The 26,004-nt window shown below is 63.4% G+C and carries 24 protein-coding genes; 8 read left to right on the plus strand and 16 right to left on the minus strand.

Annotated elements, in window-relative coordinates:
- The first annotated feature begins 417 nt into the window (after window positions 1–417).
- Together SH412_RS16980 and SH412_RS16985 are read left to right on the plus strand one after the other, a co-directional pair.
- Entirely contained in the window at window positions 418–1,602 is a 1,185-nt protein-coding gene (locus tag SH412_RS16980; protein ID WP_336519209.1) for an acyltransferase family protein, read from the plus strand.
- A complete protein-coding gene (locus SH412_RS16985) occupies window positions 1,544–2,554 on the plus strand; it encodes an isoaspartyl peptidase/L-asparaginase family protein (protein ID WP_336519210.1) in 1,011 nt (336 codons plus the stop codon). Before SH412_RS16980 ends, SH412_RS16985 begins: the two co-directional genes overlap by 59 nt.
- Before the next feature lie 38 nt (window positions 2,555–2,592).
- Here the strand turns inward: SH412_RS16985 and SH412_RS16990 are convergent, their stop codons facing one another.
- The 5 genes from SH412_RS16990 to gluQRS all read right to left on the minus strand — a co-directional run bounded on the left by SH412_RS16990 (window position 2,593) and on the right by gluQRS (window position 6,928).
- On the minus strand, window positions 2,593–3,093 hold the full coding sequence (locus SH412_RS16990) for a hypothetical protein (protein ID WP_336519211.1): 501 nt from the start codon (window positions 3,091–3,093) through the stop codon (window positions 2,593–2,595).
- A 409-nt stretch (window positions 3,094–3,502) separates the two neighbouring features.
- On the minus strand, window positions 3,503–4,282 hold the full coding sequence (locus tag SH412_RS16995; protein WP_336519212.1) for a hypothetical protein: 780 nt from the start codon (window positions 4,280–4,282) through the stop codon (window positions 3,503–3,505).
- A 132-nt stretch (window positions 4,283–4,414) separates the two neighbouring features.
- Window positions 4,415–4,798 (minus strand): VOC family protein, encoded by a 384-nt coding sequence (locus tag SH412_RS17000; RefSeq protein WP_336519213.1) that lies wholly within the window; start codon window positions 4,796–4,798, stop codon window positions 4,415–4,417.
- A 38-nt stretch (window positions 4,799–4,836) separates the two neighbouring features.
- On the minus strand, window positions 4,837–5,862 hold the full coding sequence (locus SH412_RS17005) for a phosphatase domain-containing protein (protein ID WP_336519214.1): 1,026 nt from the start codon (window positions 5,860–5,862) through the stop codon (window positions 4,837–4,839).
- A 100-nt stretch (window positions 5,863–5,962) separates the two neighbouring features.
- Window positions 5,963–6,928, minus strand: a complete 966-nt coding sequence (gene gluQRS, locus SH412_RS17010) for a tRNA glutamyl-Q(34) synthetase GluQRS (RefSeq protein WP_336519215.1) — start codon at window positions 6,926–6,928, stop codon at window positions 5,963–5,965.
- A 497-nt stretch (window positions 6,929–7,425) separates the two neighbouring features.
- On the opposite strand from gluQRS, the gene SH412_RS17015 reads away from it, so the two are divergent.
- Window positions 7,426–7,698 carry a hypothetical protein gene (locus SH412_RS17015; protein ID WP_336519216.1) on the plus strand — a complete coding sequence of 91 codons (273 nt, stop codon included), beginning with the start codon at window positions 7,426–7,428 and terminating at the stop codon, window positions 7,696–7,698.
- 51 nt (window positions 7,699–7,749) lie between these two features.
- Here the strand turns inward: SH412_RS17015 and SH412_RS17020 are convergent, their stop codons facing one another.
- The 6 genes from SH412_RS17020 to SH412_RS17045 all read right to left on the minus strand — a co-directional run bounded on the left by SH412_RS17020 (window position 7,750) and on the right by SH412_RS17045 (window position 14,157).
- Window positions 7,750–8,082: a hypothetical protein gene (locus tag SH412_RS17020; protein ID WP_336519217.1), complete on the minus strand. Its 333-nt coding sequence runs from the start codon at window positions 8,080–8,082 to the stop codon at window positions 7,750–7,752.
- Window positions 8,083–8,222: 140 nt separating this feature from the next.
- Complete coding sequence (locus SH412_RS17025; RefSeq protein ID WP_336519218.1) at window positions 8,223–9,641, minus strand: DUF1501 domain-containing protein; 1,419 nt, start codon at window positions 9,639–9,641, stop codon at window positions 8,223–8,225.
- Between the two features lie 114 nt (window positions 9,642–9,755).
- The gene (locus SH412_RS17030; protein ID WP_336519219.1) at window positions 9,756–10,709 is read right to left on the minus strand and encodes an L-threonylcarbamoyladenylate synthase; all 954 of its coding nucleotides are present in this window, start codon (window positions 10,707–10,709) and stop codon (window positions 9,756–9,758) included.
- A 70-nt stretch (window positions 10,710–10,779) separates the two neighbouring features.
- Window positions 10,780–11,679 carry a tetratricopeptide repeat protein gene (locus SH412_RS17035; protein ID WP_336519220.1) on the minus strand — a complete coding sequence of 300 codons (900 nt, stop codon included), beginning with the start codon at window positions 11,677–11,679 and terminating at the stop codon, window positions 10,780–10,782.
- Between the two features lie 78 nt (window positions 11,680–11,757).
- Window positions 11,758–13,275 (minus strand): P-loop NTPase and SpoVK domain-containing protein, encoded by a 1,518-nt coding sequence (locus SH412_RS17040; protein WP_336519221.1) that lies wholly within the window; start codon window positions 13,273–13,275, stop codon window positions 11,758–11,760.
- A gap of 183 nt (window positions 13,276–13,458) precedes the next feature.
- Window positions 13,459–14,157 carry a hypothetical protein gene (locus tag SH412_RS17045; protein ID WP_336519222.1) on the minus strand — a complete coding sequence of 233 codons (699 nt, stop codon included), beginning with the start codon at window positions 14,155–14,157 and terminating at the stop codon, window positions 13,459–13,461.
- A 431-nt stretch (window positions 14,158–14,588) separates the two neighbouring features.
- Here SH412_RS17045 and SH412_RS17050 point away from each other — a divergent pair, with 431 nt between their 5' ends.
- The 4 genes from SH412_RS17050 (at window position 14,589) to SH412_RS17065 (ending at window position 17,846) form a co-directional block, all read left to right on the plus strand.
- On the plus strand, window positions 14,589–15,422 hold the full coding sequence (locus tag SH412_RS17050) for a hypothetical protein (RefSeq protein ID WP_336519223.1): 834 nt from the start codon (window positions 14,589–14,591) through the stop codon (window positions 15,420–15,422).
- Window positions 15,423–15,515: 93 nt separating this feature from the next.
- Window positions 15,516–16,241, plus strand: coding sequence for an SMC-Scp complex subunit ScpB (scpB, locus tag SH412_RS17055; RefSeq protein WP_336519224.1), 726 nt, complete (start codon window positions 15,516–15,518; stop codon window positions 16,239–16,241).
- Window positions 16,242–16,335: 94 nt separating this feature from the next.
- Window positions 16,336–16,584: a hypothetical protein gene (locus SH412_RS17060; protein ID WP_336519225.1), complete on the plus strand. Its 249-nt coding sequence runs from the start codon at window positions 16,336–16,338 to the stop codon at window positions 16,582–16,584.
- 128 nt (window positions 16,585–16,712) lie between these two features.
- Entirely contained in the window at window positions 16,713–17,846 is a 1,134-nt protein-coding gene (locus SH412_RS17065; RefSeq protein ID WP_336519226.1) for a hypothetical protein, read from the plus strand.
- A 32-nt stretch (window positions 17,847–17,878) separates the two neighbouring features.
- On the opposite strand, the gene SH412_RS17070 is transcribed toward SH412_RS17065, so the two are convergent.
- From SH412_RS17070 to SH412_RS17080, 3 genes are all read right to left on the minus strand, one after another.
- Window positions 17,879–18,589 carry a ribonuclease H-like domain-containing protein gene (locus tag SH412_RS17070; protein WP_336519227.1) on the minus strand — a complete coding sequence of 237 codons (711 nt, stop codon included), beginning with the start codon at window positions 18,587–18,589 and terminating at the stop codon, window positions 17,879–17,881.
- Between the two features lie 150 nt (window positions 18,590–18,739).
- Window positions 18,740–20,122 (minus strand): alkaline phosphatase family protein, encoded by a 1,383-nt coding sequence (locus SH412_RS17075; RefSeq protein WP_336519228.1) that lies wholly within the window; start codon window positions 20,120–20,122, stop codon window positions 18,740–18,742.
- A gap of 188 nt (window positions 20,123–20,310) precedes the next feature.
- Window positions 20,311–21,312, minus strand: a complete 1,002-nt coding sequence (locus tag SH412_RS17080) for a WD40 repeat domain-containing protein (RefSeq protein ID WP_336519229.1) — start codon at window positions 21,310–21,312, stop codon at window positions 20,311–20,313.
- Window positions 21,313–21,593: 281 nt separating this feature from the next.
- Between SH412_RS17080 and SH412_RS17085 the strand changes: the two genes are divergently transcribed.
- Window positions 21,594–22,748: an IS110 family RNA-guided transposase gene (locus SH412_RS17085; protein ID WP_336519230.1), complete on the plus strand. Its 1,155-nt coding sequence runs from the start codon at window positions 21,594–21,596 to the stop codon at window positions 22,746–22,748.
- Between the two features lie 65 nt (window positions 22,749–22,813).
- Here SH412_RS17085 and SH412_RS17090 read toward each other — a convergent pair whose 3' ends face one another.
- Both SH412_RS17090 and SH412_RS17095 read right to left on the minus strand, forming a co-directional pair.
- A complete protein-coding gene (locus SH412_RS17090; protein ID WP_336519231.1) occupies window positions 22,814–24,112 on the minus strand; it encodes a DUF1501 domain-containing protein in 1,299 nt (432 codons plus the stop codon).
- A 31-nt stretch (window positions 24,113–24,143) separates the two neighbouring features.
- A complete protein-coding gene (locus SH412_RS17095; RefSeq protein ID WP_336519232.1) occupies window positions 24,144–25,772 on the minus strand; it encodes a DUF1549 domain-containing protein in 1,629 nt (542 codons plus the stop codon).
- Window positions 25,773–26,004: the final 232 nt, after the last annotated feature.

Here is a 26,004-nt window from a genome sequence, read left to right on the forward strand (position 1 = left end):
TCGACGGAGCGGAGTTTCGCGAGCCGGGACTCGGAAATCTCGACTTCCGCTGCAACCGGCATCACTCCGCACTGAGGACAGGTCGCGTGACCAGTCGTCGAGGAGGATTCAACAGCGGTCGAGGCGCCGCGGACTTCACGGCTCGCGGAGTCGCCTTCGGGCAGGCGAGTCGGGAAAGTCATCAGAATCACTCCCGGAATTGAACTGCAGGTACACCGCTGTCGAGGTTCGTCAAGTGAGATGCTGGCGTTTTCCCTGTCGACATCGTAAGTTGAGAAATCGTCCCCTCCCCAAAAAATATCCGCTGGCGGGAGCAGCTCCTTTCGTGGGACGACACAACGTCGAACGCTCTGGTCGACTTTGCCCCCTTATTTCAGCCACTCCATGCCGCCTGACGTCGATGCCCCCGGAGATCGCGTGAAAACGTGCCCGGAACACTCAGCCGGCCACCACGGTCGACTGGTCTTTCTGGACGGCCTCAGGGGTCTGGGCGCCCTCTCCATCGCCAGCTTTCACATCGCCGATTACGGTCCGCTGCCCGTCGCGGCGGAACAGTGGCTGCCGGACGTCCGACTGTTCATCCTCACGTGGGGTTGGACTCCTGTCCAGTGGTTCTTCGTCATCTCGGGACTTGTGGCGATCTACACGGCGCGCGACGAACCATTGACGCTGCGGACGGCCGCCAATCAGCTTGTCAACAGGATCCTGCGACTCGGGGTGGCCTACTGGCTGGTGGTCGCCCTGGCTGCGGTGCTGACGGCGGCGGCGATCGATGGCTGGAATGACCGTTCGCTCAACGAGCAGCCACCAACACTGGCCCAGCTCGGAGCGCATGCCTTCTTTCTCCAGGACATTCTCGGCCTGCCCCATCTGTCGACGGGCCTCTGGTTCGTCTGCATCGAAGTGCAGTTCGGCATCCTGTTTCTGCTGCTCACCGGCCTGGCGCAGAGGCTGGCGCGGGCGACAGGCAGACCGCACGGACGGCCAAGTTCAGCCATCCTGCTGCTCGTCTTCGCCCCGCTGGCGGTCTGGTCCCTGTTCGTTGCGGTTTACCAGTCGCACAGCGACATGTGGATCTGGCACTTTTACTGCCACATCTTCTTCGGAATTCTGATCGGCCTCGTGCTGAAGAAAGCGGTCCATCCGGTCTGGTTCTGGTTGTATGTGGCAATCGCCGGACTGCGGGTCGCCCTGGATTACAATAACATTCTCGCGACGTCAGTCGTGGCGGGGGGGACCATCGGCCTCTGCAGCCACCTGGGCGTTCTGCAGACCTGGTTGAACCACAGCCTCCTGCAATATCTCGGACGGATTTCTTACAGCCTGTTTCTGATTCACTATCCCGTGAGCTGGCTGATTGGCAGACTGGGGTACTGGTTCACCGGCGAACAACCGCAGTGGGCCGCGTTCTGGCTGGTCCTCAGCCTCGCAGCCAGCATTCCGGCCGCTCACGGCCTGCACCGGTGGGTGGAAGAGCCAGCCATGCGCTGGGCGAAACGGATTCATAGCGGGAGTGGCCGACGCACTTTCCGGGAGAGCGCTGATGAGAATGCCGAAACTCGGCTGCCTGTGCCTGTTGCTGGGGCTGATGGTGCAGGATGAAATATGCGGCGCAGAACCGACAGTCGACTTTGCCATCGCCATTCACGGCGGAGCCGGCATCGAGCCCGAGACGCTGAGCGATGCTCAGAAGCGGGAGCACGAAGCCGCCCTGACTCGTGCGATCACCGTCGGCCGGGACATCCTCGCCAAAGGAGGCACAGCCCTCGACGCCGTCGAACAGACGATCCGCGTGCTGGAAGACGAACCGCTCTACAACGCCGGTCGCGGCGCGGTGTTCAACAACGTCGGCAAGCACGAGCTCGACGCAGCCATCATGGACGGTCGGGACCGCTCGACGGGGGCGGTGGCCGGCGTGTCCACGATCCGCAACCCGATTTCGCTGGCCCGGCTGGTCATGACAGACACGCCCCACGTGCTGCTGATCGGCGACGGGGCCGAGAAATTCGCCGACGAAATGCAGGGTCGGGCACAGATTGAACGGGTGCCGAATGAGTATTTCAGCACCGAGTTCCGTCGGCAGGAATGGCGTAAAGCCGTCGAGCAGGAACGGCAGAAGCAGAAAAAAGTCGGACAACGGGAAAGCTCCATGAGCACCGTCGGCTGCGTGGTGCGGGACCGACACGGCAATCTGGCGGCCGGAACCTCGACGGGCGGGCTCACGAACAAGAAGTGGGGCCGGGTGGGCTCGGTGCCGATCGCGGGGGCGGGAACCTACGCCGACAACCGGAGCCTGGCGATCAGCGGCACAGGGACTGGGGAACTCTTCATCCGCAACAGCGTCGGCTTCCACCTGCACGCGCTGATGATCTACAAGGGTCTGCCGCTGGAAGCGGCCGTCACCGAAATGACCGACAAGATCCTGGAACCGGACTCCGGAGGGATCATCACGGTCGATGGCCGGGGAGCGATTGTGATGCGCTGCAATACGGTCGGAATGGCGCGCGCGAAGGCCGATTCGCGCGGGAAAATCGAGGTGCTTCTGGCGCGATAGGATTTCAGGGCCGCTTTCGGGACGCAGCGATGCTGCGGTCACGGCGACGTTGCTGGCATCACTGCGGCAGTGGCGAGCCGATAGGTCGCAAGTTCCGCTTCGGGCAGCCGCCGGAGAAACGCCTCTGGAACGCCCTCCCAGCCGCCAAATTCACCGACACGCGTTGAACTCGAACCGCCGCCGGGAGTGAGTTGAAAACGATGGACTCCATCGGGCGGGCTGTAGAGCCAGAGTGTTCCGCGATCATCCCAGGCGGCAAACCAGGCCTGATTCGCCGCGATCGACATTCCCGCTTCGGCCCGCTGGCCGTGCCCCAGGGACGTCCATTGAAACTGCAGTCCGCCATCGGGCTGCGGCCGGATTTCGACACTCGATGCGCCCGAAGCCGCGACATATCGACCCGGCTGATCAACGATCTGCCCCGGACCAGTCGGCGGCAGGGACGCTCGTTCGTAATACACCGAGTACACCCCGGCAATCAGCAGGCCAGTCAGCAGGAAGACGGTCGCGCTGAGTTCGAGGCGGGTCAGACGCGTCATTGCGGGCTCCGGGGGGCCTACTTTTGAGAGATTGTCACGTCCTGCAATCGATCGTTCTCGTCAAACTCACACACGACAAACATCCAGAGCGAAGCATCATAAACGCGGAGTCCCCGTCGGGAGACGCGGTCTGCATCGGCCCCGTTCCACCCAGCAGCGGCGCGGAGCGTCTCGTCGGCTGCGGACACAAACCGCGGCGGGCCGAAAACCGCCTCGATCGCTGTCCGATTCGCGCCAGCGACGACATGGCGAAAAACATGAAGGTCAGACTGAACCTTCCAGAGTTTGAGAGTGCCGACAGCACAGATAGTGCAGAGAATCGCGAAAACGATCACTGAAATCTGCAGTTGCCACCTTCGACCAAGTGCACCGAGCCGGACTGTTGCGGAGGAATTCGTGAGCGTCGAGCTCATGGAGTCGGTCTCCCGTGAGAACTCGCCGGCACAAACAGAGGCTCGTCGGCCAGCGCCGCTTTCGGAGCCATCGCCTCGCGCCCGATCCGTTTCGCCGCACGGAGCGCCGTCAGAAAGCGGTCGATCTCGGCGTGCGCTTTGTAAGTCTGCGAAATGATGAGCGATCGGGCCGCAGTCACGCGTCCCATACGTCCACCTTCGCCGTCAACCTCATCCCACATCCCACTGGAGTTGTCACGAATTGCCGATTCCAGTTCCTTCCAGTTCTCTTCCCCGTCATCAACCAGGTCGGCCACGGGATAGATGCCGGCCGGCGTCTTTCCTCCGCAATAGTTTTCGAGGGAATAGAGGCTCAGTTTGCCGTCGTCCACGATCCAGTCCAGCCATTGCGGTTCCACCAGCTTCGAGAGAACATCCCGGACGAGTTCATCCTGCACCTTCAAAGTCACCAGCGCATTGACGTCGATCCCATTTTCGGTCAACTGGGCCTCGTCCACGGCAATCTGAATGCCAGACTCCTTCTGCAACGAGTGCAGAGCCTTCTGTAACGGCACGTTTTCGAGATTCAGCGTCACGCGCTGCTGATCGACGCGGTCCAGGATGAAGAGATCCTGCTCGGACAACCCTGGAAAGATCGGCGCAATGCGGTCGGATGCGGCCGGCCGATTGAAAGCCAGAGGCGGCATCCACGCAACCACGGGCGAAAAGGCAAAGAGAGCGATTGCCAGCGGCGGGACCAGTCGGCAGACGCGATCCGGGATTTGCAACGTAACCATGCCGGACTCCAGCTCGTGCATCAGGAAATCGCCCGGAACCGGGCAGGAATCTCTGTCCGGCCATCATACTGAACATGTGCGGAGGAGCGAGGAAGTTTTTTTGACGCCCCGGGTGACTTCCGCGGCGAGCTCTCAAACCGCCACAGGATTCTGAAAGCAGAGCTCGTACCCGTCCGGATCGGTGACGACGAGCTGATTCATCCCGTAGAAGGCGACCTCCGGCGGGGCGACGTTCACTCCCGATGCCTGCAGGCGTTCGTACTCGGCGCTGGCGTCGGCACACGAAAAGTAGAACATCACTCCCCATCCGCGCCCCGCCGCCGGTCCGTCTTCGTCACACGCCTGCTGCAGCATCAGCGCAACGCCATCCCGTTCGAGCCGGCACCAGGCCAGCCGGCCGTCGGGAGACCAGTCCTGCGTGATCCGAAAGCCGAGTTGATCCCGGTAGAAGGCCAATGACCGCGACATCGCCGCGACGATCAGCAGCGGTGTCAGCTCCTTGAGCAGATTGGACATACCAGTTTCCTTGAAGCATCCTCCGAAGTGCAGCGACCTCAGCGCCGGTGGTCGCCGGCACAATCTCTCCGGGCCAATCGGTTGGCGGAATCCGCATCGAGCAACGGTACGCAGGCATCGAGAAATTCTCGTACGCTCAGTCCGGCATCCTTCTCGCACGACGCCAGCCACTCAACCGGAATCGCCGTTCCGAACTCGTCTTCCACCTTCGCTGAAAATCTGCCAGAAATTCCCGCATGTTCACCGGCCTTGAGAATCGGGCCGATCATCGAGCCCGCATCCAGCAGAAGAATTCCCGTTTCGAACTCCCGCCCTGCGACGGCCGCTCCAAGACACAAGGCCAGCCGGCGGAGGACGGCGTCTCCGTAGACCTCAAGCCGGCGGAGGATCGTCGCCGCCTGGTCCAGAATCCACCGCTGTCGTCGACGCAGGAAAATGGCCGGCCGGGCCGCACGCAACTGGCCGAGTGCATCGGCGGAACTCCCGGCGAAGCCATGCGCGAGCAGCCAGGCGGCGGAGACGAGCGCGGCTCTCCCGTGACCGTTGGCGCAGTGGATCAGGATGCGCCCCTCGCTCGACGGCGGAATGCGAAGCACGGACTGGACCAGCACGACCGGATCGATTCCGTTCGCATCCAGAATCGGCAGGCAGCGATAGCCGGGATGCCGACGGATTCGGTCCGGGTCGCAGAGTTCGGCGGTGAGGTCGAGGATCGCTGCAGCGCGGTCGGGAAACTCGGACGCGCGCAGTCGGCGCGCCACAATGAGCGACTCCCCGATGGCATTCCAGGGGGACTCCCGCCACAACCGGGTCTGCAGCTCCCAGACAGTCCGCGCCAGCGCCAGGTAAGGAAGCAGCAGTCCAGTGGCGATCGCAGACCGCGCCCCGTCGGAGCGCTTGCCGAACGGCCGCGAAGAAACCCTCAGATACGCGACGGCGACAATCAGAAACGAGATGCCGGGCCAGACCAGCCACCAGGTCCAGGGGGGCTCCCGGCCAACGCTGCCGAAAAATCCCAGGCCGACCAGCAGGAACGCCGCGCCGAACAGCCAATCGGGTTTCATCAGCCTCCCTTTGCGAAAGCGACATTCGCCTCGATCGCCAATTTCACCGGATTGCCGCCCCATTCGGCAACGCAGAGAACCTTTTGAGAGAGTGTCGCAATCACTCGCAAATGGACTTCCAGTGTTCCTCCGTCAGCACGAACCGTTCCTTTGGCAAACGTGCCAGCTCGAAATCGGACTGCAGGTCTCGCGCGGTGACCGGTTCGGCCGTCGGTCGCAAACCACATGACCACGCCAGCAGGCCGACCAGCCGTTCCGGTCCCTGCCCCGCCTCGCGAAGTATCGAGATCCGCGTGTCGCCGTGGCGTTTCGCGAGCCGGCGACCATCCGGACCAACCACCAGCGGCGCGTGAGCGTAGCCGGGAGCCGGCCAGCCGAAGAAGTCGTAGATTGCCAACTGCCGGAACGTGCTGGGGATCAGATCGTCCCCCCGGAGCACCTCGTTCACCCCCATTGCGTGATCGTCCAGGACGACCGCCAGTTGATACGACGGCGTCCCATCGTGCTTGCAGACGACGAAGTCCCCCAGCTCCCGCGAAAGGTTGCACCGCTGCTCACCGGCGACGGCGTCGTGAAACTCCAGCGGGCCGCGTCCCCCCGACGTACGCCACCGCCAGCAGTACGGAACCGTCAGGCCGACGGCGTCTGCGGCGCTGCGTCCCGCGCAGGTTCCGGGATAGATCGGACCTTCCTGACCCGCATGCGGAGCGCTCGCCGCGGCGGCGACGTCCGACCGCGTGCAGGTACAGGGATAGATCTGCTCGCCGGCCTTCAATTGCTCCAGCGCCGTTGCGTAGTGGTCGAGACGCTGCGTCTGGACGTAGGGACCGTGCGGTCCGCCGATGTCTGGCCCCTCATCCCAGTCGAGCCCCAGCCAGCGGAGATCGTCGATGGCCTGCGCGGCCGCCCACGGTTTCACGCGGGGGGAATCGATGTCCTCCATCCGCAGAATCATCCGACCGCCGCGAGAGCGGATCGCCAGCCAGGCCAGCAGATACGTCCGGGCATTGCCCACGTGCTGGGCGCCGGTGGGAGACGGGGCCAGTCGACCGACAGAGAGAGACATGGGGGGAAAATTCAAAATCCGAAGCACGAAATTCGAAATGGCCCAAATCAGATAGCACCGGTACGGGCCGCACGTCGTGAAACGGACTTCAGCCTACCCGAAACAAAAACGGCCTGCCGGCCTGGTACAAGGACCAGGCCGGCAGGCACCCCCCTATCGCTTGACTGCGGAATTGGCGTGTAACCGTTTGCAGTGAGACGACTTTGCCGTCTGGACAAGTTTTATCGGTTAGCGGTGAAGGGAACCTTCACATTCGTTTTCAAAGAGGCGGGAGACGGGAACCGGAAAAAGAGAGCGGATCGCGGATCGCTGATCGCCGGAATGAAGACGCCGATCGCCGCCGTGACGAGTATCCATGCCTAACCCGAATCTGAGTCGGCAGCAGCCGGCCCCGCCGGTTCATCGATTTTTGGTGAAAGGTTGGTGAGATTTTCGGGAAACGTGGGCAGACTTCTGCCCGTGAGGATGTGTTGATTGAACAGGAGATGCGGGGAGCCATGAAAGCTCAGTTTGAAGTTGAAGTGAGGGTCGCGGAGTCGCGAATGGAGCCCGTCCGGCTGCGGATGCAGTCAGACATTGACGCCGTGCCGCAGCGGGATACGGTGATCATTCACCAACAGACCGGGGACTACGAGATCGACGCGGTCTTTCTGTGCCTGGAACAGGCCCCGCAGTACAACATCATGCTGAAACCGATCCAGGCCAACGACACCAGCGACCTGCTGCGAATGCTGAAGAAGATGGCGACGAGCGGCTGGCAGACGGTGTGAGGGCCTGTTCCGAGAAATGAGGCAGGTCAAGCGACGGACGCTGGCGACGGCTCAACGCGCGGAGCTGCGATTTTCGCAATCCAGCGTCCGCTCCACCTCCCACTCGGATACAACACTCGCATAGTCCCGCCACTCGGCCTGCTTCAGCTTCAGATACGCCCAAGTGAATTCCACACCCAGACCGGCTCTCAAGACCTCGTTTCGTTCGAGCGCCCGCAGGGCATCCAGCAGATTGTCCGGCAGCCGCCGCAGCGACTCCGCTGCAGAATGGTCCTGATGCGCATTGAACTCCAGCGGCGGCCCCGGAGCCCGGCGGTGCTCGATCCCGTCGAGCCCCGCCGTTCCCATGTCGCGGGCTTCACCGCCCGCCGCCTCTGGCGACATGGAGGCATCCCCCCAAGGACAACGGCCCCGGAAATCCAGCCCCAGCCGGCGGCCGGGACGATGTCACAGAGGTCGATCCAAGGAGTGAAATAAGGCAACTGCTGATGCCGGTCCGGTCGCAAGGTGGTCGTCAACGGTAATTAAAACACCTCCCGCAGCACCGCCCCCTGCTCCACCACATGCTGCGGCCGGCCCTGCGGGTCGACCAGCGTCGTCTGCTGCGGATCGATCCCCAGGTGCGAGTACGCCGTCGCGAAGATATCCTGATATCTCACCGGGCGCTCGTGGACGACGCTCGCCGTCCGGTCGGTCGCACCGATCACCTGCCCCATCCGGAAGCGTCCGCCGACGAGGATTGCCGGGCCCACCTGCGGCCAGTGGTGCCGGCCGCCGGTCTTCGGATCGATCCGCGGCGTCCGCCCGAACTCCCCCCAGACGACGATCAATGTGTCTTCCAGCCGGCCCCGCTCTTCCAGATCCGCAATCAGTCCCGACAGACCAACGTCGAGAATCGGCAGCAGGTTCTTCAGCCGCGGGAAATTGTTCGAATGCGTATCGAAGTCGCTCAGCGACAGGCTCACGCAGCGGACTCCCGCTTCAATCAGCCGGCGAGCCAGCAGGAACTTCTTCGTCGCCCCGGGGGACTCGCTGGTCGTATTCCGCAACTCGGCGGTCGTATCGGCCAGGAAATACCGCTCCAGCGTCCGCGGATCTTCCTGCGTGAAGTCGAGAGCACTGGCGAGTTCGCCCGAGGTCAGAATGCTCGCCGCCTGCTCCGTGAAGCGGTCCATCGCGGACATCATCCCGGTCGCATCCACCTCCCGGCGATAACCGTCGAGCGCCGTCAGCAAACTGCGCCGGTCGCCGAGACGGTCAACCGACAGTTCCGGGTGGAGCGTCAGGCTGGTCCGGTGATCTCCGCCGAGGCGGGCCAGCTCCCCCTTCATGCCCGATTCGAGTTCGCGCGGGAACAGCTCGGACAGATCGGGTCGAAACGGCTGATGTGCGGGGCCCAGAAAACCGGGTCGAGCGCTGTTCCGCACCAGCGGCCGGCCCTGCATCAGATCCACGAACGGCGGCGCGGAATCGCCGGTGCTCCCCTGCAATTTGCTGACGACCGCTCCCAGCGCCGGACGGCCCCCGAGCGACTGCAGATTCTTACTGTCAAAGCCCGACTGGCACTGAAACGCATCGTGCGCGCCCGCAGAACCCACGAGCGATCGAATCCACGCGCAGCGGTCGGCCATCATCGCCAGCCGCGGCAGCAGCTCGCAGATCTGCAGGCCGGGGACGACGGTGTCGATCGGCTGGAACTCGCCGCGAATCTCGATCGGCGCCATCGGCTTGAGATCGATGGTATCGAGTTGGGGTGGGCCGCCGTCCAGGTGAATCTGAATGACCGATTTGCGGGACTGTCCGCGACCTGCGGCGGCCTCCGCCCGGAGCAACCATGGCAGCGTCAGCCCGGCAAACCCGGCCGCACCGATGAGCAACCCGCGCCGCGACAGCGTGCGGGTGGAATGTCTCAGCAGGTGCGCAGCCTGACCGTCCGTCGCCATGGCGTTCCTCCCGGATCGCTTCGTCTCAGCCGGATCGACAATGAATCAACCATTGTTGATATCTCCCGCGATCAAAGCCAGAGGAATTTCCCCTTCAGACAGCGATTCCCGGCGTCAACTGGCGGCGGCCCGCGTGAGCCGGTCGTTGAGAGCGACACCCAGCCCCCGCTCGGGAAAGGGGGTCGCAAGAATCATGTCCAGTCCGCACGCATCGAGCCGGTGCAGCGCCTCGAAGAACCCCGCCGCCGCTTCAACGAGTTCGCCGCTCGCCGAGAGTACCTCGCAGGCCGCAGCACGTGGATCGGCCGTCCCGGACAACAGCAACTGGCCAACGCGCCGACCTTCGGGCCAGGTTTCGCCGGCCTTCCACAACCGGACAGGAGTGCGCGGGGCATAATGCTGCGGCAGCATGCCGGGTGCCGTCGGAAGCTGTTCCTCGACCGTCGTTGGGCGCTCGATCCGGACGGCGAACGGCGCCAGATCCTCGATCGGCAGACCGCCCGGCCGCAACAGGATGAGTGAATCTCCCTCAACGCGGACGATCGTCGATTCCACACCCACGCGGCAGGCACCACCGTCCAGGATCAGGTCGATCCGGTCGCCGAGTTGCTCGGCGACGTGCTGCGCAGTCGTCGGACTGAGCCGTCCAAACGGATTCGCGCTCGGAGCGGCGATGGGACAGTCGGCCAGGCGGAGGACTTCCCGCGTCAGGGGATGATCGGGGACGCGAACGCCCACAGTATCGAGCCCCGACGTCACCAGGTCGGGAACTGCGGACGTCCGCGGCAGGACCAGCGTCAGCGGCCCCGGCCAGAATTTTTCCGCCAGCCGCAGCGCCAGCGGAGACACGTTCTGAGCGACGCGCTGCAGCCAGGACCGATCGGCGAGGTGAACGATCAGCGGGTCAAAAAACGGCCGCTGCTTCGCCTCAAAAATCCTCGCGACTGCCCGTGGATCGAGCGCATTCCCGCCCAGACCGTAGACGGTCTCTGTCGGCAGCGCTACCAGTCCTCCCGCCACGAGGCAGGCGGCGGCAACGGCGGGATCGCGGGTCATCGGAGCGGACATGCGGCCACACGGAATCGGCGAAAGTCGGCAAACTGGTCAGCCCCGATTCTACGACGGAGCCCGTCAGCCGTCACCGGTTCGGCGCTGAGATCATCGGCTCGATGCTCATGAAGGTCTTCCGACCGTCGGCGCGGTGCCCCGCCGGCTGAACTCCCACAGGAGCGGGCGAAGACCAGGCGTTGTCCAGGGCGCCGCCGGCTGGCTGCACCATCGGGCGTCCTCGGCCGGCAACATTCTGGCCCGGCTTCACGCCGCGCAGATCCTGCACAATGGCCAGCATCTTCTGCGCCTGAGTCAGCTCGGGATCGAGATCGACCGCCAGAGCAAACTGCTCTTCCGCTTCAGCAAGCTGCTTCTGTTCTTTCAGAATGAAGCCGGCGTTGTAGTGCGCTTCGGCCCGTGACCCGCATCGTTCGAGTTCTTTCAGGCCACCAGCGATATCCCCCGACTTCACCAGCACAGACCCCAGTTGATAGTCGTAGACCTTGTCACCCGGCGCCATTTCACGGGCTCGACGAAGATGTTCGACCGCCCGGCCCCAATCCTTCTGATTGGCGTAGTACAGGCCGTACCCCGCAGCCACCAGCGGGTCATCCGGATGGAGTTTCTGAGCCCGCGCAAGGAGCTTTTCCGCTTCGTCCTGCCGGCCGTTGAGCTGTTCAATCCGGGACAATCCCAGGAGCGCTTCGACGGACTTCGGATTCTTGTCGAGAACCTGCTGGTAGGACGCGCGAGCGTCCGACGGATTCCGTTCTTCCATCCATTGGGCATAGACCAGGTGCGTCGACGCGGGATCCTTCAGCTTCCGAACCGTGGTGAATTCGCCTGAACCAGGCGTTGTCGTCGATGCGGACGTTGAGCTGTTACTGCTGCCGCCGGCGAACATCCCCCCGCCCGACTTGCAGCCGGTGACAGCGGCGAGGCAGAGCACCCCACACACCCAGAACGCACTCAGGCGTGATGGAAGCACAATAATTCCTCCAGAATCGCGATCGCAGATCCGTCGGCCGCAGCGGATCGAAGTTGGTCGCGATCATCCAGTCGGCGATCAGAGTTCCGCGAAAAACCGACGCGCCGTTTCCGCCAGCAGATCTTCCGTGAGCAGAAACGGCTGTTGTCTGAATCGGCAGAGAGACTGGGCAAGCTGTAACAAATCTCGGGGATCGCTCGATCGCGGCGACCTTGCGGGCCCGAAGTGAGCGTGGAACAGCCGTTTCACGAGATCCTGGGGGAATGTGAGCCGCCGTTCCTCGCACGCCAGGCGGAAGATCTCCAGAAATGCTGCCTCATCAGGGGCGTCGATCCGGATGCGGTTGCGAATCCGCCGCAGAAACGCATCGTCGACCAGATCGCGCGGATTCAGGTTCGTCGAGAAAATGATGAGCTGCTCGAACGGGACGGCCAGCTTCCGCCCGGTCGACAACGTCAGAAAGTCAATTCGCTCCTCCAGCGGGACGATCCAGCGATTCAGCAGCTCGCGCGGCGTGACGAGCTGACGGCCAAAGTCGTCGATCAGGAACACGCCCCCGTTCGCCTTCAGATGCAACGGCGCCGCATAGAAGTTGCCCGTCCGATTGTACTGCAGCTCAAGCATGTCGAGCGTCAGCTCGCCGCCCGTGATCACGACCGGCCGCTGAATCCGCCGCCAGCGCAGATCGATGGTCCCTTCGCCAACCGGCGGCGTCGCCGGGCTCAGGGGATGCGACGGCAGCAGTCCCCGGCGGGCCAGTTCGGCGTCATCACAGGTCTGATGCAGCACCGGGTCGAACACCGTGATAATGCTGTTGTCGATCTGAATCGCATACGGCACGTAAATCTCGCCGCCGTAAGTGTTCAAGTACCGTCCCAGCCGTTTGGCGATCAGCGTCTTGCCATTGCCGGGCGGACCGTAAACGAAAATCGAACAGCCGCTGCAGAGCGCCGTCCCGAGTTCCTCCAGCAGCTCCGATCCAATCACCACCCCGCGAAACGCATTGGACAGCGAGGCGGCCGTGCAATTCGTGCCATGCACCGACTGCAGCCGGCATTGGGCGATGTACTGCTCCAGCGGGACCGGCGCAGGACCGACGTAGCGGCACGCGTCGAAGACTTCGCGCGCCCGCAATCTCCCCAGTTCGGTCAGCGAGAACCGGTGCGAAGCCCGGCCGACGGCGCCCCCCGCGGCGACTTCGATGCACCGCTGCTCTTTCAGCGCCCGCAGCCCCTCGTCGATGATCGAGAACGGAAGTCGCGTCGCACGGGCGAAGTCCGCTCCCTGCAGGCCGTTCTCCAGATACAACTGCTTGAGAATCAGCTCGCCGATCTGTCCCAACGTCAGTCCGCTGGCTTCCAGGGACCCCGGCGATTCCGGTGGAGGAACGACGCGAGGACGCCGGGACGCCGTTTCAGCGGCAGTCGGCGGCGCCGATCCGACGCTCGCGGTCGCAACCGCGCCTGGCCCGGCGAAGACGTCGTCAAACAGACTGCCGCACGCGGTGTCAGGAATCCGCGTTCCCGATCGCACTGCGTCACTCTCGCCGGGGCGCTGCGGTGCGTCAGCCACAGAGTTGCCATCGTCCGGTTTCACGTCGCCGCTTCTCCCATCGTTCGCCGACAAACGACCATCAATGCGAACGTCGGGACGCCCCCGGACATGGCTGGGAACGCCCCGACGATCATGAACGCAATATCCCGTCCAATCGGGCCAGTCGTCGCTCGTCGTACGGACCAGCGCCGCCGGACATCCATCGGGATCGCCCGCTGACTCCGGTTAGTTGGACATTCCAACGCCGCCGCTGCTGCCGGAGCTGCTGCCGGTCCCCGCAGTATCGGGACTGATCGTGAAGATCCGCTGCGCCGGCCACGACTGCAGCTCCAGACGCCGGATCGTGTCCGCTTCGTCGGCCGGACGTCCGGACGGGAACGAGTGCCGCATCACGACCGGCGGAACCTGGTCGCCGAACTCGCGGGCGGATTTGTCCACGGTCGCCACACGGACATCATCCACCTCCGGCGACAACCCGTGCGCAACGAACACCGTGCGAAACTGCGCAGGGACGCTGGTCATGATCCAATACAGATGCGACCGCCCCGCCGAATTCAGCTCGTTGGTCTCGGCATTGAAGTGGTAGTCGTGCAGCGTAGTCGCCAGCACCCAGCCCCCCGCCGTCTGCTGGGCCAGCGTGTCCCGGACGATCTGCCGGTCCATGTCGTTGTAGGGGTACGGCCAGTAGTGAGCGTGATGGTACTTGTGCTTCCAGCTCTGCTCGCGCCCGGTCGGACGAGGCTGAGGGGGCCACAGCTTACCGTACTTGTAGACCTGTCGCGTCCCCGGGGGATCGGTGGCGCGATCCGCCCACTTCTCTTCCTTCGTCATCCCGCCCGCCACGACCAGCGCCGACTGAGACGCCATCCCCAGAGCGATCAGCCCTGCACTGAGCAATCGATTCTGCCAGTTTCCGGTCCGCATTCCGCCACCCCTCCTTGAGCAACCATCGCGACGCCGGATGGAGCTGTCGGCCAGCCATCCGTTTTCTGAATATCCTACGGCGTCATGCCGGGCCCGTATTTCTCTCGTCTTTATCGGCCCGTCCGTTGGGAGACCATGACGGGAAAAGCGGATGTGCGGACTGTGCCTCCCGCGCCCGGCAGGACGCTTCGCCACTTGCGTGCCACTTCTGACAAATCGCATCAGCCGACACGCATCGCAGAGAAACTTACAAAACTCGGGTTGTCGAAATCCGGGACGTCTCCTAAATTCCGCGTCCCGGCCTTCCGCCGTCGGCAGTTCCTGCCGCTCCGGACAGCCGGGAACAGCCCCGGCGGCCAGGCGGCAACAGACATGGAGGTCTGAGCGGGCCATCGGGGAGCAAGACTGCCAACACGGAGGTTCGGCAGCCCATGCGTTCCGGTTTGACGACGCTGCTCCTGCTGATTCCCATTCTCGCCGTCCCGATGCTCGCCATCTTCGGGATCCCCAGTTTCGCACCGGCGGTGGCCTCGCCTCTGGGCGACGAAGCCTGGCGCGAAGCCCCCGCCGATCGCCGCGGCGCCGCCCCGGCCTTTGGTAACGCCGCAGGCGCTCAGGAACTGGTCACCCAGACGGGTCTCGACTTCTCCAACAATCCGCGCCAATCGAATCTCGAACGCAACATCCCCTGGCCGGGACGCACCCGCTCGGAAGCCGCCGAACGAACCCACCCGAACCCCGAAGCCAGCGCCGGCAACTACGAAGGCTTTGACCGCACAGCCGCGGTCATCCCTCCCTCGGCTCCGCCCCGCCGGCTCCCGCTCGGCCAGGATCCCGGACAGCCCCCCGCCTGGCCCGCCACCCAGGACGGCGCCGTGCAGCAGATCGGCTACTCCGTGCCGGGAGAGTTCGCGGGCCCCCCCAAGTACGAACGCCCGACCCAGACCGACGTCGAGCAGATCGGCTTCGAATCGACCGGTCAACGCGGCGCTCGCCCGCCGCGCACCCTGACGGTCGCAACTCCCTCGCTCACCTGGCAGGACGCCGTGAAGCGGCTCGACGAACTCGAAATCGACAACTTCCGCCTGGAGCGCGGGATCGATCGGAACCAGTTCTTTTTCATGTGTTCGTATTCGCCTCCTGAGAACCCGCAGGTCTCCTACCGCTTCGAAGCGGAAGCCTCCGAGCCGCTGAAGGCCGTCGAAAAAGTGCTCGCTCAGGTCGAGGCCCGCCGCCTCCGCCCGACCGAAACGCCAACTCCGTAATTCATTCCCCGGATGTGCCACTGGCGGCTCGCCCGCCAGTGCTCCCGTTCTCTCCGATAAAGGAGAGAGCATCGATCACAGGGCCCCGCCGCCATGTTCGCTCAGCATCGGCTGGCACGGAACGACTCATCGCACCGACCGGCGAACGCGAATCCCGACGGCCGGCACTGGCTGTTCCGGCTCCGCCGCGAGGAACGCCCGGTCGCCTTCACGCTGGGCGGCGCCCATCCTGAATGCATCCGCGCCCCGCGCATGGCCCGCGTCGAAGCGATTCTGTTCGTCTCGCAAACCGCCCTGTCTCTCCGCCGGATCATGCAGCTCGCCACGCTGGCCGATCCGCAGGAAGCCCGGCAGATCCTCGACCAGCTCAACCGCGCCTACGACCGCGTGGGCAGCGCCTTCCGGATCGAAAGCGTCGCCGCCGGCTACCAGCTCCTGACCCGCCCCCAGTACGCCTTCTGGCTGGGAAAGCTCCACCAGCGCCAGGCGGAATTGAAGCTGACGCCCCCGGCTCTGGAAACCCTGGCCATCATCGCCTACCGCCAGCCCCTCACGCGGGCCGAGATCGAAGGCATTCGCGGCGTGCAGTGCGTCGACATGATCAAGCAGCTCATGGACCGCGGGCTCGTCCGCATCGGCGGCGAAGACAACTCCCTCGGCCGCCCCTTCCTCTACGAAACCACCCGCCAGTTCCTCGAACTCTTCGGCCTCCGCAGCCTCGACGCCCTCCCCATGGCCAATTCACTCCGCAAACCCCGCCCGAGCGCGGAGCCGGCGAGCGAGGACACCGAGGGGACGGCCGACGCCGCCGCGGCATAGTTGTCTCGACCTGGTCCTGCCGCAGATTCGTCGGTACCGAGACCGCACTTGCCTGCACAGCCGTCCCGTGCGACAATTTCCACAGGAGGCCACGATGCAACTGACGCGAGAACAACTGCAAGCGGTCCGCAGCGGCGAGCCCATTACCGTCAACGACCCGGAAATCGGCCCGGAGTGCGTGCTCGTAAGGGCCGACGTCTTTACGGGAATGAAAGGCCTGCTCTACGACGATTCGGAGTTCTCGCCGCGAGAAGCTTACCCGTTGGTCGATCGCCTGATGGCGGAAGATGACGCGGACGATCCGGCTCTGGAAAGCTATCAGAGCTATCGGCAGCCATCATGAAACGAGGAGACGTTGTCGTCGTGCAGTTTCCATTCGCCTCGGGAGGGGCCGGGAAACTCCGGCCCGCAATCGTCGTCCGGAACGTTCTCGAAAATTGCCAACTGCAATCCCGATGACGAGACGCCCCAGTGCCGATGCTCCTCTTCATGCCGTGGTGCCCCATTGACCAGGAATACACGGTCGGGGACATCCGAATTCTCCCGTTCGACCGGCAACAACCGATTGCCGAACTTGACGGCACTATCAACGCGAAAATCAACGAAATCCTGGGAAGCTACAGGAACATCAAGGGAGAGCCGATTCGCAAAGCCGCCCTGCTCCAATTCGTCGGCAAAAGCGCTGTCGCCGATTTGACCCCAGAGGAGCTCGACTCCGCTGCCGACTTCGTGTCTTGGGCCTGTTTCTCGGCTCTCGCGAGGCGAGACTACTTCGGACTCCAGCTCGACTACTGCAATAGCGACAATTTCAGCTTGGTGCTGCAGAAATTCGACTTGACCTCTGACGTCACTTGTTTGCAGGTCCATCGAAGGGACGACGACACATGGAGCGGCAGAAGCATGCTCGACACGGTTTTGTCGATTCCGATTAACTGTCACACCGTGCAAAGGATCTCGCTGGATGGCGACGTCGTGTCGGGGATTAAACGCGCCCGCGGAGCCCCGCCTGAGCAAGACTTCCGGCGCTGGCAGGAAGCCATCGACTGCTTCAACCAATCATGCACCGATGACCCCAAGTTTCGCGATCACGTTGCATGGGTTCTGCTTTGCGCAGCATTGCAACGCATTCTTGGTGCAAAGTCCAAAGCTGATGATGTTGCTCCCAAGTTCGAACGACATTTCACCCCGCCACGCCCTCGAATGGCGAAGGGAACGGCTCGCTTCAAATCTGACTCGAACACAGACCATTCAGTAAGATATGAATGGTCTCATGAGTTCTATCGCATCCGAGGCGATTTTGCTCACGGCAATTTATCCCCAACACAAACTATGCGATGGACGCCACGCGAGCACTTGTTCCTCGCAACAATCGCGTTTCCGCTCCTCGTGAAATCGCTGCTTCTCAGCAAGGGCTATTACGAGCTGACTCTCGACGACAGGGCGCAGATTGAGTCGTTCGAAGAGTTCGCTTCTGCCGCAAGTTTTGGATCAACACCGAAATCCGATGATGATCAGCCGCAGGCACTGTGGCCCCTGCTAATCGATAACTATCGGCAGAAGGAGTTCCGGGCGAACCTCGCCAGAGACCTTGGATTGGAGTCTTGAGATCCACGACTCGGCATAAGCGACTGAAACGCTCACTCCCCCAGCCACGCCAGAAACTCCTCCCGCACCGGCGGACTGCTCATCCACGACGTGTCCGGCAGCGGCAGCTTGAGAGCATCCTCAACAGAAAGCCAGCCCCGCTTTAGCGGCATCGTGCCGACCGTCCCCTTCCGCGTCGTCCACGCGAACGCCTTCCGACGTTCCGCCTCCAAGGCCACCGCCAGCGTCGTCCGCACGTCCTGAGCCACGTATTCGATCACCTTGTCGTGCTTCCCCTGCGCCCACAGCACCGGAGCGTCTACGCCCGCGATTCCTTTGAGCTTCCCGGAAACGCCCAGACCCGATGCCGCACTCTGCAGCGACACCGGAAAACCCTTCTCGCACACGACCTGAAACATCATGTCGACATGACCGAGCGCCAGCTTCCGGCAGTCGTCCAGCCGCCGCGACTCTTCCGCCAGGATGTCGAAATCAAACGCCAGCCCGTTCCAGGAAAGGGGCGCAGCCCCCTGCCCCGCCGCATCCACCAGAAAGTCGACGAACGCCGCGACGTCTGCCGCCGACATCTGTCCCGCTGGCTTCCCATCCGCATCCCGCGTCAGCCAGATCCGCGGCTCCGCCTCTTCGTCCGAGAACGAAGCAATGCACGCAATCCCCAGCGGCCGATGCGGCTGCCAGTTGAAGTCATCTCCAGGAACGATCTTCGCCGTCTCGATGTCGAACGCCACAAACTTACCGGCCATGGCCCCCTCTTCCCTGTGACCGAGTCTCACTTCAACGCCGGCATGGTCCGGGTGGCCGGGGCAGGAGCGTCCTCGCGATGCCCCGGTGCGCAATGAACCGGGGCATCCCTTCGGTCCTGCCCCGGCCACCCGACTTCACCCGAAAACCGTCTACTTCGCCGGACTTCCATTCGCCTTCAGCAGCACCTGGCCATCCGCGTTTGGCAGATCGACGCCCAGCAGCTTCGCCACTGTCGGAGCCACGTCGATGTTCTCAATCACCGGCAACTTCGTCCCCGGCTTCACCCCCGCCCCGGCGGCAATGAACACCGCGTTCATCAGCGGATTCGTCGACAGAAAGCCGTGCGTTCCCAGCGTGGCCTCGCTCTTCACGACAAAATCGTCTCCCGTTGCCCCGCCCCCCACGCCGTAACCGTCCTTGGCGACGATGATCAGGTCCGCCATCTGCTCATACTGATCCGGCTGCGGCAGTCCGTACTTGCCGAAGTCGACCGGCGTCAGCACGTCGGCGACCCCTTCCTTGTCGCGGAACAGTTCCAGCACCTTTTCGCGATCGGTCCCCTTGTCGGGCGTCGTCAGGTAAAGCATGCCGATGCCTCCCTCGGGAAACACGTGCGCCCGCGCCGTCGCCACCTGGTTATTCTCCACGGTCAGCAGCCCCGCCTGTCGCAGCAGCACGTTCGGCTGGATTGTCTTCGGAATTGCCTGAAAACCGTGATCCGCCACGATCATCACCGTCGTCGTCTCGCGAAGGCCCGCGGCCTCAATCGCTTCCAGAATCTCCCCCACGCAGGCATCGGCATAGGCGACCGCTGAATAGCCGGCGAACGTCTTCGGGCCGTACTTGTGGTGCACGGCATCGACGTTGAGCAGGTGCACGAGGACGAAGTTCGGCTTCTGGTCGGCGATCAGATGACAGGCCGCCCTCGTCCAGAGCAGATCCCGCGCCGACGGACTCAGCTTGCCGAACTCCTTGATCGACGCATCCGACACAATTCCCGCCCGCTTCAAACTCTCGACAAACGCCGGCGTCGTATGTTCGAACGTCTCGGGAACGTCCGGAAAACTGGCGACGAGCGTCTTCGAACCGCGCGTGCAGGGCCAGTTGATCTCCCCCGTCGTCAGACCTCGCTCCGCGAGCACATCGTAGAGCGTGGAAACGTGAACCAGATCCGCCTTGTCCTTCCGCGGATTCACCTTGATCGGCAGCCCCGGCCCCGCCTTTTCCAGCACGCCGTTGAACAGCACGCCGTGCTTCTCGGGTCGGACTCCCGTTACGAGCGACGTGTGATTCGGCCAGGTGACCGACGGGTTCGAGACCGTCATCCCCTCCGCCGCCACCCCGAGCTCCGCCAGCCGCCGGATGTTCGGCAGGGGCGCACTCGGATCGTCCAGCAGATACGCCGGCAGACCATCCACGCTGATCAGCACCACATGCCGATCGCGAGCATCAGCAGCCTGGATGTCAGCAGGCAGCAGCAAGGCGGCCAGCACCAGACCGCCAAGAGTTTTCAACACGAACGAGCACAGCATGGGAACCCCTCAAAGAGTGAAGTCCCCAAAGTTTACCGGACGCTTTCGCCAAGTCCCAGCGACCAGCCGCACGCAAAGAGAGCTGATCGCGAATCGCCGATCGCCAGAAAAGTACTGTCCTCAATGCCGTTTCGACATTCCGCCTTCGACATCCGACATTTCTTCTCCGCGTCTTTGCGTGAAATCTTCTACAAAGACCAGCTCACCACCCGCCCATGATGCGCCGTAGACACGCGGTCGCCGGCCTCGTTGAGCGCCGCCGCGTGGATGTGCTGATGCGCCTTGTCCTGGTGCAGGATCTTCCCCTCCTGCGTGCTGTAAAACGTCAGGAAGCCTGCATTGTCGCCCCCCGCGGTCAGGAACCAGGCGTCGTCCGGCGAAAACAGAATCTGTTCGACCAGCCCCTTGTGCTTGCTGTCGGCCAGTTCGTGACGCCGTTCGCCGGTGGCCCACTCGAAGACCTCGACCCGGGCCGCCCCGTCGAGGTGATCGATGTTCCCGATGTGACCGACCCCGCCCACCGCCATCAACTGGCCTGACGTCGAAAACGCCAGGCTCCGAATTCCGCCAATCGAGTGCCGCCGCTGCTTCGGATCCCACGTATACATCCCGGGACACTCGAGCGTGGTCAGCTTCCGGCCCTCCGGCAGACTCCAGACCGCCACGTGCCCGACTTTGTCCCCCGTCGCCAGCCGCGTCCCGTCCGGCGAAAACGCCACGGCATACAGCATCGACGGATAATGGTTCGGCGTCTCTTTCGCATGGTCGCTGACCGTCAGCAGCAGTTCTCCGGTCGCAGCATCCCACAGCTTGCACTGCATGTCATCGGCGACGCTCGCAATCCACCGGCCGTCCGGGCTGGCGATGACCTTGCGAATCCATTTCTCGTGCGCCGCCACGCTGCGAATCGCCCTTCGCTCGGCCCGGTCCCACCAGACCAGCTTTCCGTCATAGGCGCCGGAAACCACTACCGGCCCCGCCACCGCCACGCCAGTCACATAGCTCTCGTGACTCCCCTCGGGATACGCCACCGGCTCCGGCTTCTCCGCCGCCAGGTCGTACTCGTAGAGCAGCGCATCAGAGCAACCGACAATCACCGTCTCCGTCTGCGGCACGCGCGCCAGCGACAGAAAGATCCCCTTGGCGCTCAGATCCCGAACAGACTTCAGCTTCGCAGGCTCACCAACCATCACCAGCCTCCGTTCGCGGATTAGTATTCAAGGAATCCGGAGGAACTTTACCGCGGAGACGCGGAGGACGCGGAGAAGGCGAAGACCGAGAAGATCCGGAAAGTGAGAAGTGAGTAGTGGTGAGTGAGTAGTGCAAAATGAAGGAGTCGCTGCCCGGTTGTGAAGCACGTTCTCCGTCACTTTGCACTCATCACTACTCAATACTCACTTTTCACTCTCCTGATTTTTTCTCCGCGTCCTCCGCGTCTCGTATGTTGAATCCATCTACCCCATGTGGTGTCATGGGACACGCGGCGGGGGCCGCTTCGGAGCGTAGCGACGAAGCGGCCCCCGCCGCGGCCGGCGACAGATCGATCGCGTCTGGGGCCTCAGAGCCCGCCGCGGAGCTGGATCGTCGTCGGCATGGTCGTACCAGCCCGAACAGCCGTTTGAGCCGGAAGCGTTCTCGAAACTCTCCGAGCTCGCATTTACGAGATTGGGAACACGCCATCGACCCCCGCATCCACATCGGCATCGACGTCTCCAAGGCACGACTCGATGTCGCCATGTCCGACTCCTCTTCCCTCCTGGCCGTCGACAACGACCTCAAGGGCTTCCTGAAACTCCTCAAGCAGCTCCCCCCACCCGACCGCTGCCAGGTCGTCATGGAGGCCACCGGCACCTATCACTTCGACGCCTTCCTCTGTCTCAACGATCACGGGTATCACGTCGCCGTCGTGCCCCCCATCCGCGTCCGCGCCTTTGCCACAGGGGCCGGATGGATCGCCAAAACCGACGCCATCGACGCACGCGTCCTCGTTCGTTACTCCAAGGTCGCCGAACTCCAGATCACCGAAAAACCCTCCGATTTCCAGCTCAAACTCCACGCACTCGTCACTCGCCGACGGCAGCTCGTCGACCTCCACGTCCAGGAGTCCAATCACTTCGAAGCCGCTCGCGACAAGGCCGTCAAAGACGACATCGAGCAAACCCGAAACATGCTCAAAATACGCATCACCGCCATCGAAAAACAGATCGACGATCTCTGCGACTCCGACCCCGATGCCAAACGCCGCGTCGAACTCATGACCTCCGTCCCAGGCATCGCCAAACGGACAGCCGCCGTGCTCCTCGGAGAACTCCCCGAACTCGGCGACGCCAACCGCCAGCAGGTCGGAGCACTCGTCGGCGTCGCCCCCTACAACCGCGACAGCGGCAAGTCCTCCAAACTCAGATCCATCCGCGGCGGCAGAGCCTCCGTCCGTTCCGCTCTCTACATGGCGGCACTCACCGCCTCACGCTGCAACCCCGTCATCAGACCGTTCTATCGCAGACTCAAAGACGCCGGTAAGCCAAGCAAGGTCTGCCTCACCGCCTGCATCCGCAAACTCCTGACCATCCTCAACGCGATGATCAAGGCCAACACCCCCTGGAACCACGGACTCCAAAATGCGTAAATCTCACAAATCCGCCTTGACCAACAACACAGCCGCTCCGCGGTAAAACTTCTTTTGTCTTCACTTCACGCCAGAACTTCCCGGATCGGCTTCGCCCCGAAATCCACAATCGGCACTGGCCGGGCGCCGATCTGGTATTCCTTCTTCGAGTCGATCCCCACCGCCTCGAAGATCGTCGCAAACAGCTCGCCCGCCTTGATCTCCCCGTCGATCACCGTCTGACCGTCCGCATCGGTCTTGCCGTAGACCGCTCCCCCCTTCACCCCGCAGCCGGTCAGCGAACTGCTCCACGCGCTGGCGAAGTGGTCCCGGCCGAGGCTCGAATTGATCCCCGGCGTCCGGCCGAATTCTCCCAGTGTGATGATCAGAGTATGTTCCAGCAGCCCGCGATCCTGCAGGTCGTCGATCAGCGTCGACATCACGTGATCCAGCTCGGTCACCAGTTCCAGATGCGTCTCGAAGTTCTGACCGTGGCTGTCCCACCACGCGCGGGCCACTTTTACGAACGGCACACCCGCTTGGACCAGCCGGCGGGCGATCAGGCACTGCTCGCCGAACTGGGTGGGTCCGTATTTGGCCCGCATCTCCAGCGGTTCCTGCTCGATATCGAACAGCTTCTCGCTGGCCATGATGCCCCGCACGCGCTGATACGCCTGGTTGTGGCTGCTGACAGATGAACTGTTCCGTCCCTCGACGAACCGGTTCGCCAGAAACGCCCGCAGGTCCGACCGCTGGACGTGATCCAGTTCGCTGAGCTGTTCCAGCTTGCGGATGTTCTCCGGCACCATCTGCTCGGTCAGGAACATCGGAGCGTAACGCGAGCCCAGGAAGCCGGACGTCCCCTTCCGCCGGCCTTCGGTCGACGTATACATCGACACGTAGTCCGGCACCTGGCTGTCCGCCCGCCCCAGTTCGTTGGCGATCATCGCTCCCAGATCCGGATACGGCAGCCCCTGCTCAACCGCGCGACCAGTCTCCATCATCGCCGCCCCGCCGCCGTGATCGGCGTTCCGGGTGTTGAGCGAACGGATCACCGCCGTGTGCTGCATCCGCTGCGCCAGCTTCGGCATCAGCTCGGAAATCTGCACGCCCGGCACATTGGTCGGAATCGCTCGAAACGGTCCCCCCGTCGGCCGGCCCGGCTTCGGATCCCACGTTTCGAGCTGACTGGGCCCGCCGGCCAGCCAGAGCAGAATCACGTGCTTCTGCTGCTGCTTTACCTCCGCCGCGAGGGCGGGCGACTGCAGCAGGTCGAGCGTTGTCATGTCCGCCGCACCGAGGGCCGACGCCGTCGCGGCGGTTCCCAGGAATCCTCGACGGCTGACGCGATGGTCGTTCGAACCGCAGAACCAGTTTCGTGCCATGCCAGACCTCGTGCCTGCGTGGAATCAGAAATCAGTGATTGAAACGGAACTCGGGACTCGTCAGCAGCGCCCAGACCAGTTGCTGCGTCGCAGGGACCGGTCGGTCCGCACGGTCATGCAGATACTGCGCAAAGGCCGCCTGCTCGGCGGCGTCGGGCTGCCGGGCCAGCACCACGCGAAACGCCAGAGGAACAGACTCACCCGGCGGCAGTCCCTTCAGTTGAGAAACCAGCCGGTCGCCGCTGTCGCGCAAGTACTCGTTTTGAATCCGTTGGCTGTTCGTAAACAGGAGCGCCTCGGAGACCCCCACCTGAAAATTCTCCCCTGGCAGCTCCAGTTCCCGGGCCAGCCCGAAGGATTGGTTTTCAAGCTGTTGCCGGCGCGGCCCCCAAGTGGGGTCAGCCTGCGCTCCCGCGACGTCGCGCGGATTCATCGCGGCGATCTGCAGCGACAGCGATAACTGCCGAGGCGTCAGCGGCCGGGTTGCGGCGACTGCGAACCACTCCGGATCGGGAGCATCTCCTTCGCCCTGCCAGACACTCTCACGGGCATATGCCTCGCTGAGGACAATCCCGCGAATCAGCCGGCGGAGGTCATACCCATGCGTCACCAGATCTCGTTCGAGCCAGTCCAGCAGTTCAGGATGCGACGCCGGGTTCTCGGAATGCATCTGGTCCACCGGATGCACCAGCCCCCGCCCCATCAGGCGATCCCAGATCCGGTTCACGATCGACCGGGCGAAGAACCGCTGATTCTCATCGCGCAAGGCCACGTCCACGAGCTGACGCAGCCGGCTGAACTCCGGTTCCGGCGGCAACCCCTGGTCGTCTTTCTGCTGCAGGTTGCGGACGAGCTCGTCCTCCGCCTTGTTCTGCTCGGCCGTCCGGTCCAGCGCCGGCTCATCGACGACCGTCCCGGTCAGGAACATCACCTTCGCCGGCTTCTCCAGCCCGGCCGTCGTTTTGAACTTCACGTCGCCGCTCGCCCGCTCGCCCACATGCCGGGAACGAGTTACGTACAGACGGTTGAAGAACGACGCCAGGCCGAAATAATGATCCTGCTTCCAGTCGTCCACGAGAGGATGGTCGTGACACTTGGCGCAACTGATCGCCACTCCGAAAAACAGCCGGCTGGTTTCGTTGGTGACGTCATCCAGCTCCGTCGCCCGCGACCGCAGGTACTGCGTCGCTCCGCGGACGGCCGGGTCGTCTTCCTTGCCGATGAGCATTTCGGAAAACATCCGGTCCCACGGCCGGTTCTCCTGACACGCCCGCAACAGATACTGCCGCCATTCGTCGGAACTTTTCCCATCCGGCAGCAGCAGCACATCCAGTTCGTTCCGCAGGTGAAATGCCGCATCGGGGCTGGCCAGCAGCCGGTCGACCGTGGCGACCGGTCGTTCCGAGGGAGACAGAGCCTGAAACGCTTCAGACTCGGCCAGCGTCGGCACCCGCCCCGCCAGATCGAGCGACCAGCGGCGCAACAACGTCTGACCATCGGCCCGCGGAGCCGCGGCGAGTTGCCGCTCAACCAGCGTCGCCCGGATGTAATGATCAATCGCTCCCTCGACAGTCGAATCGGCCGGCAGGAGATCGCCGGCAGCCGCGTTCCACGGAGAGGCCAGACCGGCGACAACGATCAGGATCGGCAGGCAGCGCATGGAGATCCGGATCTCCTCTCGGGCAGGAAGCTGGCAGGGAACGACGCGCGCGGAAGGCCCGCAAGATACCACATCGACCAGCATCACTCAAACATTTGTTGATCTGTTGTGAAATCCGCCTCCGACCGATCTGGACTTGCAGCCAGTCCGCCACATGTTTCGCAGAACCTGTACAAACACGACGATGCCGGAATTCTGCCTGAACCCACTCCTTTGCGTAGACCGATTTCTG

Source organism: Planctellipticum variicoloris (assembly GCF_030622045.1).
GTDB lineage: Bacteria > Planctomycetota > Planctomycetia > Planctomycetales > Planctomycetaceae > Planctellipticum > Planctellipticum variicoloris.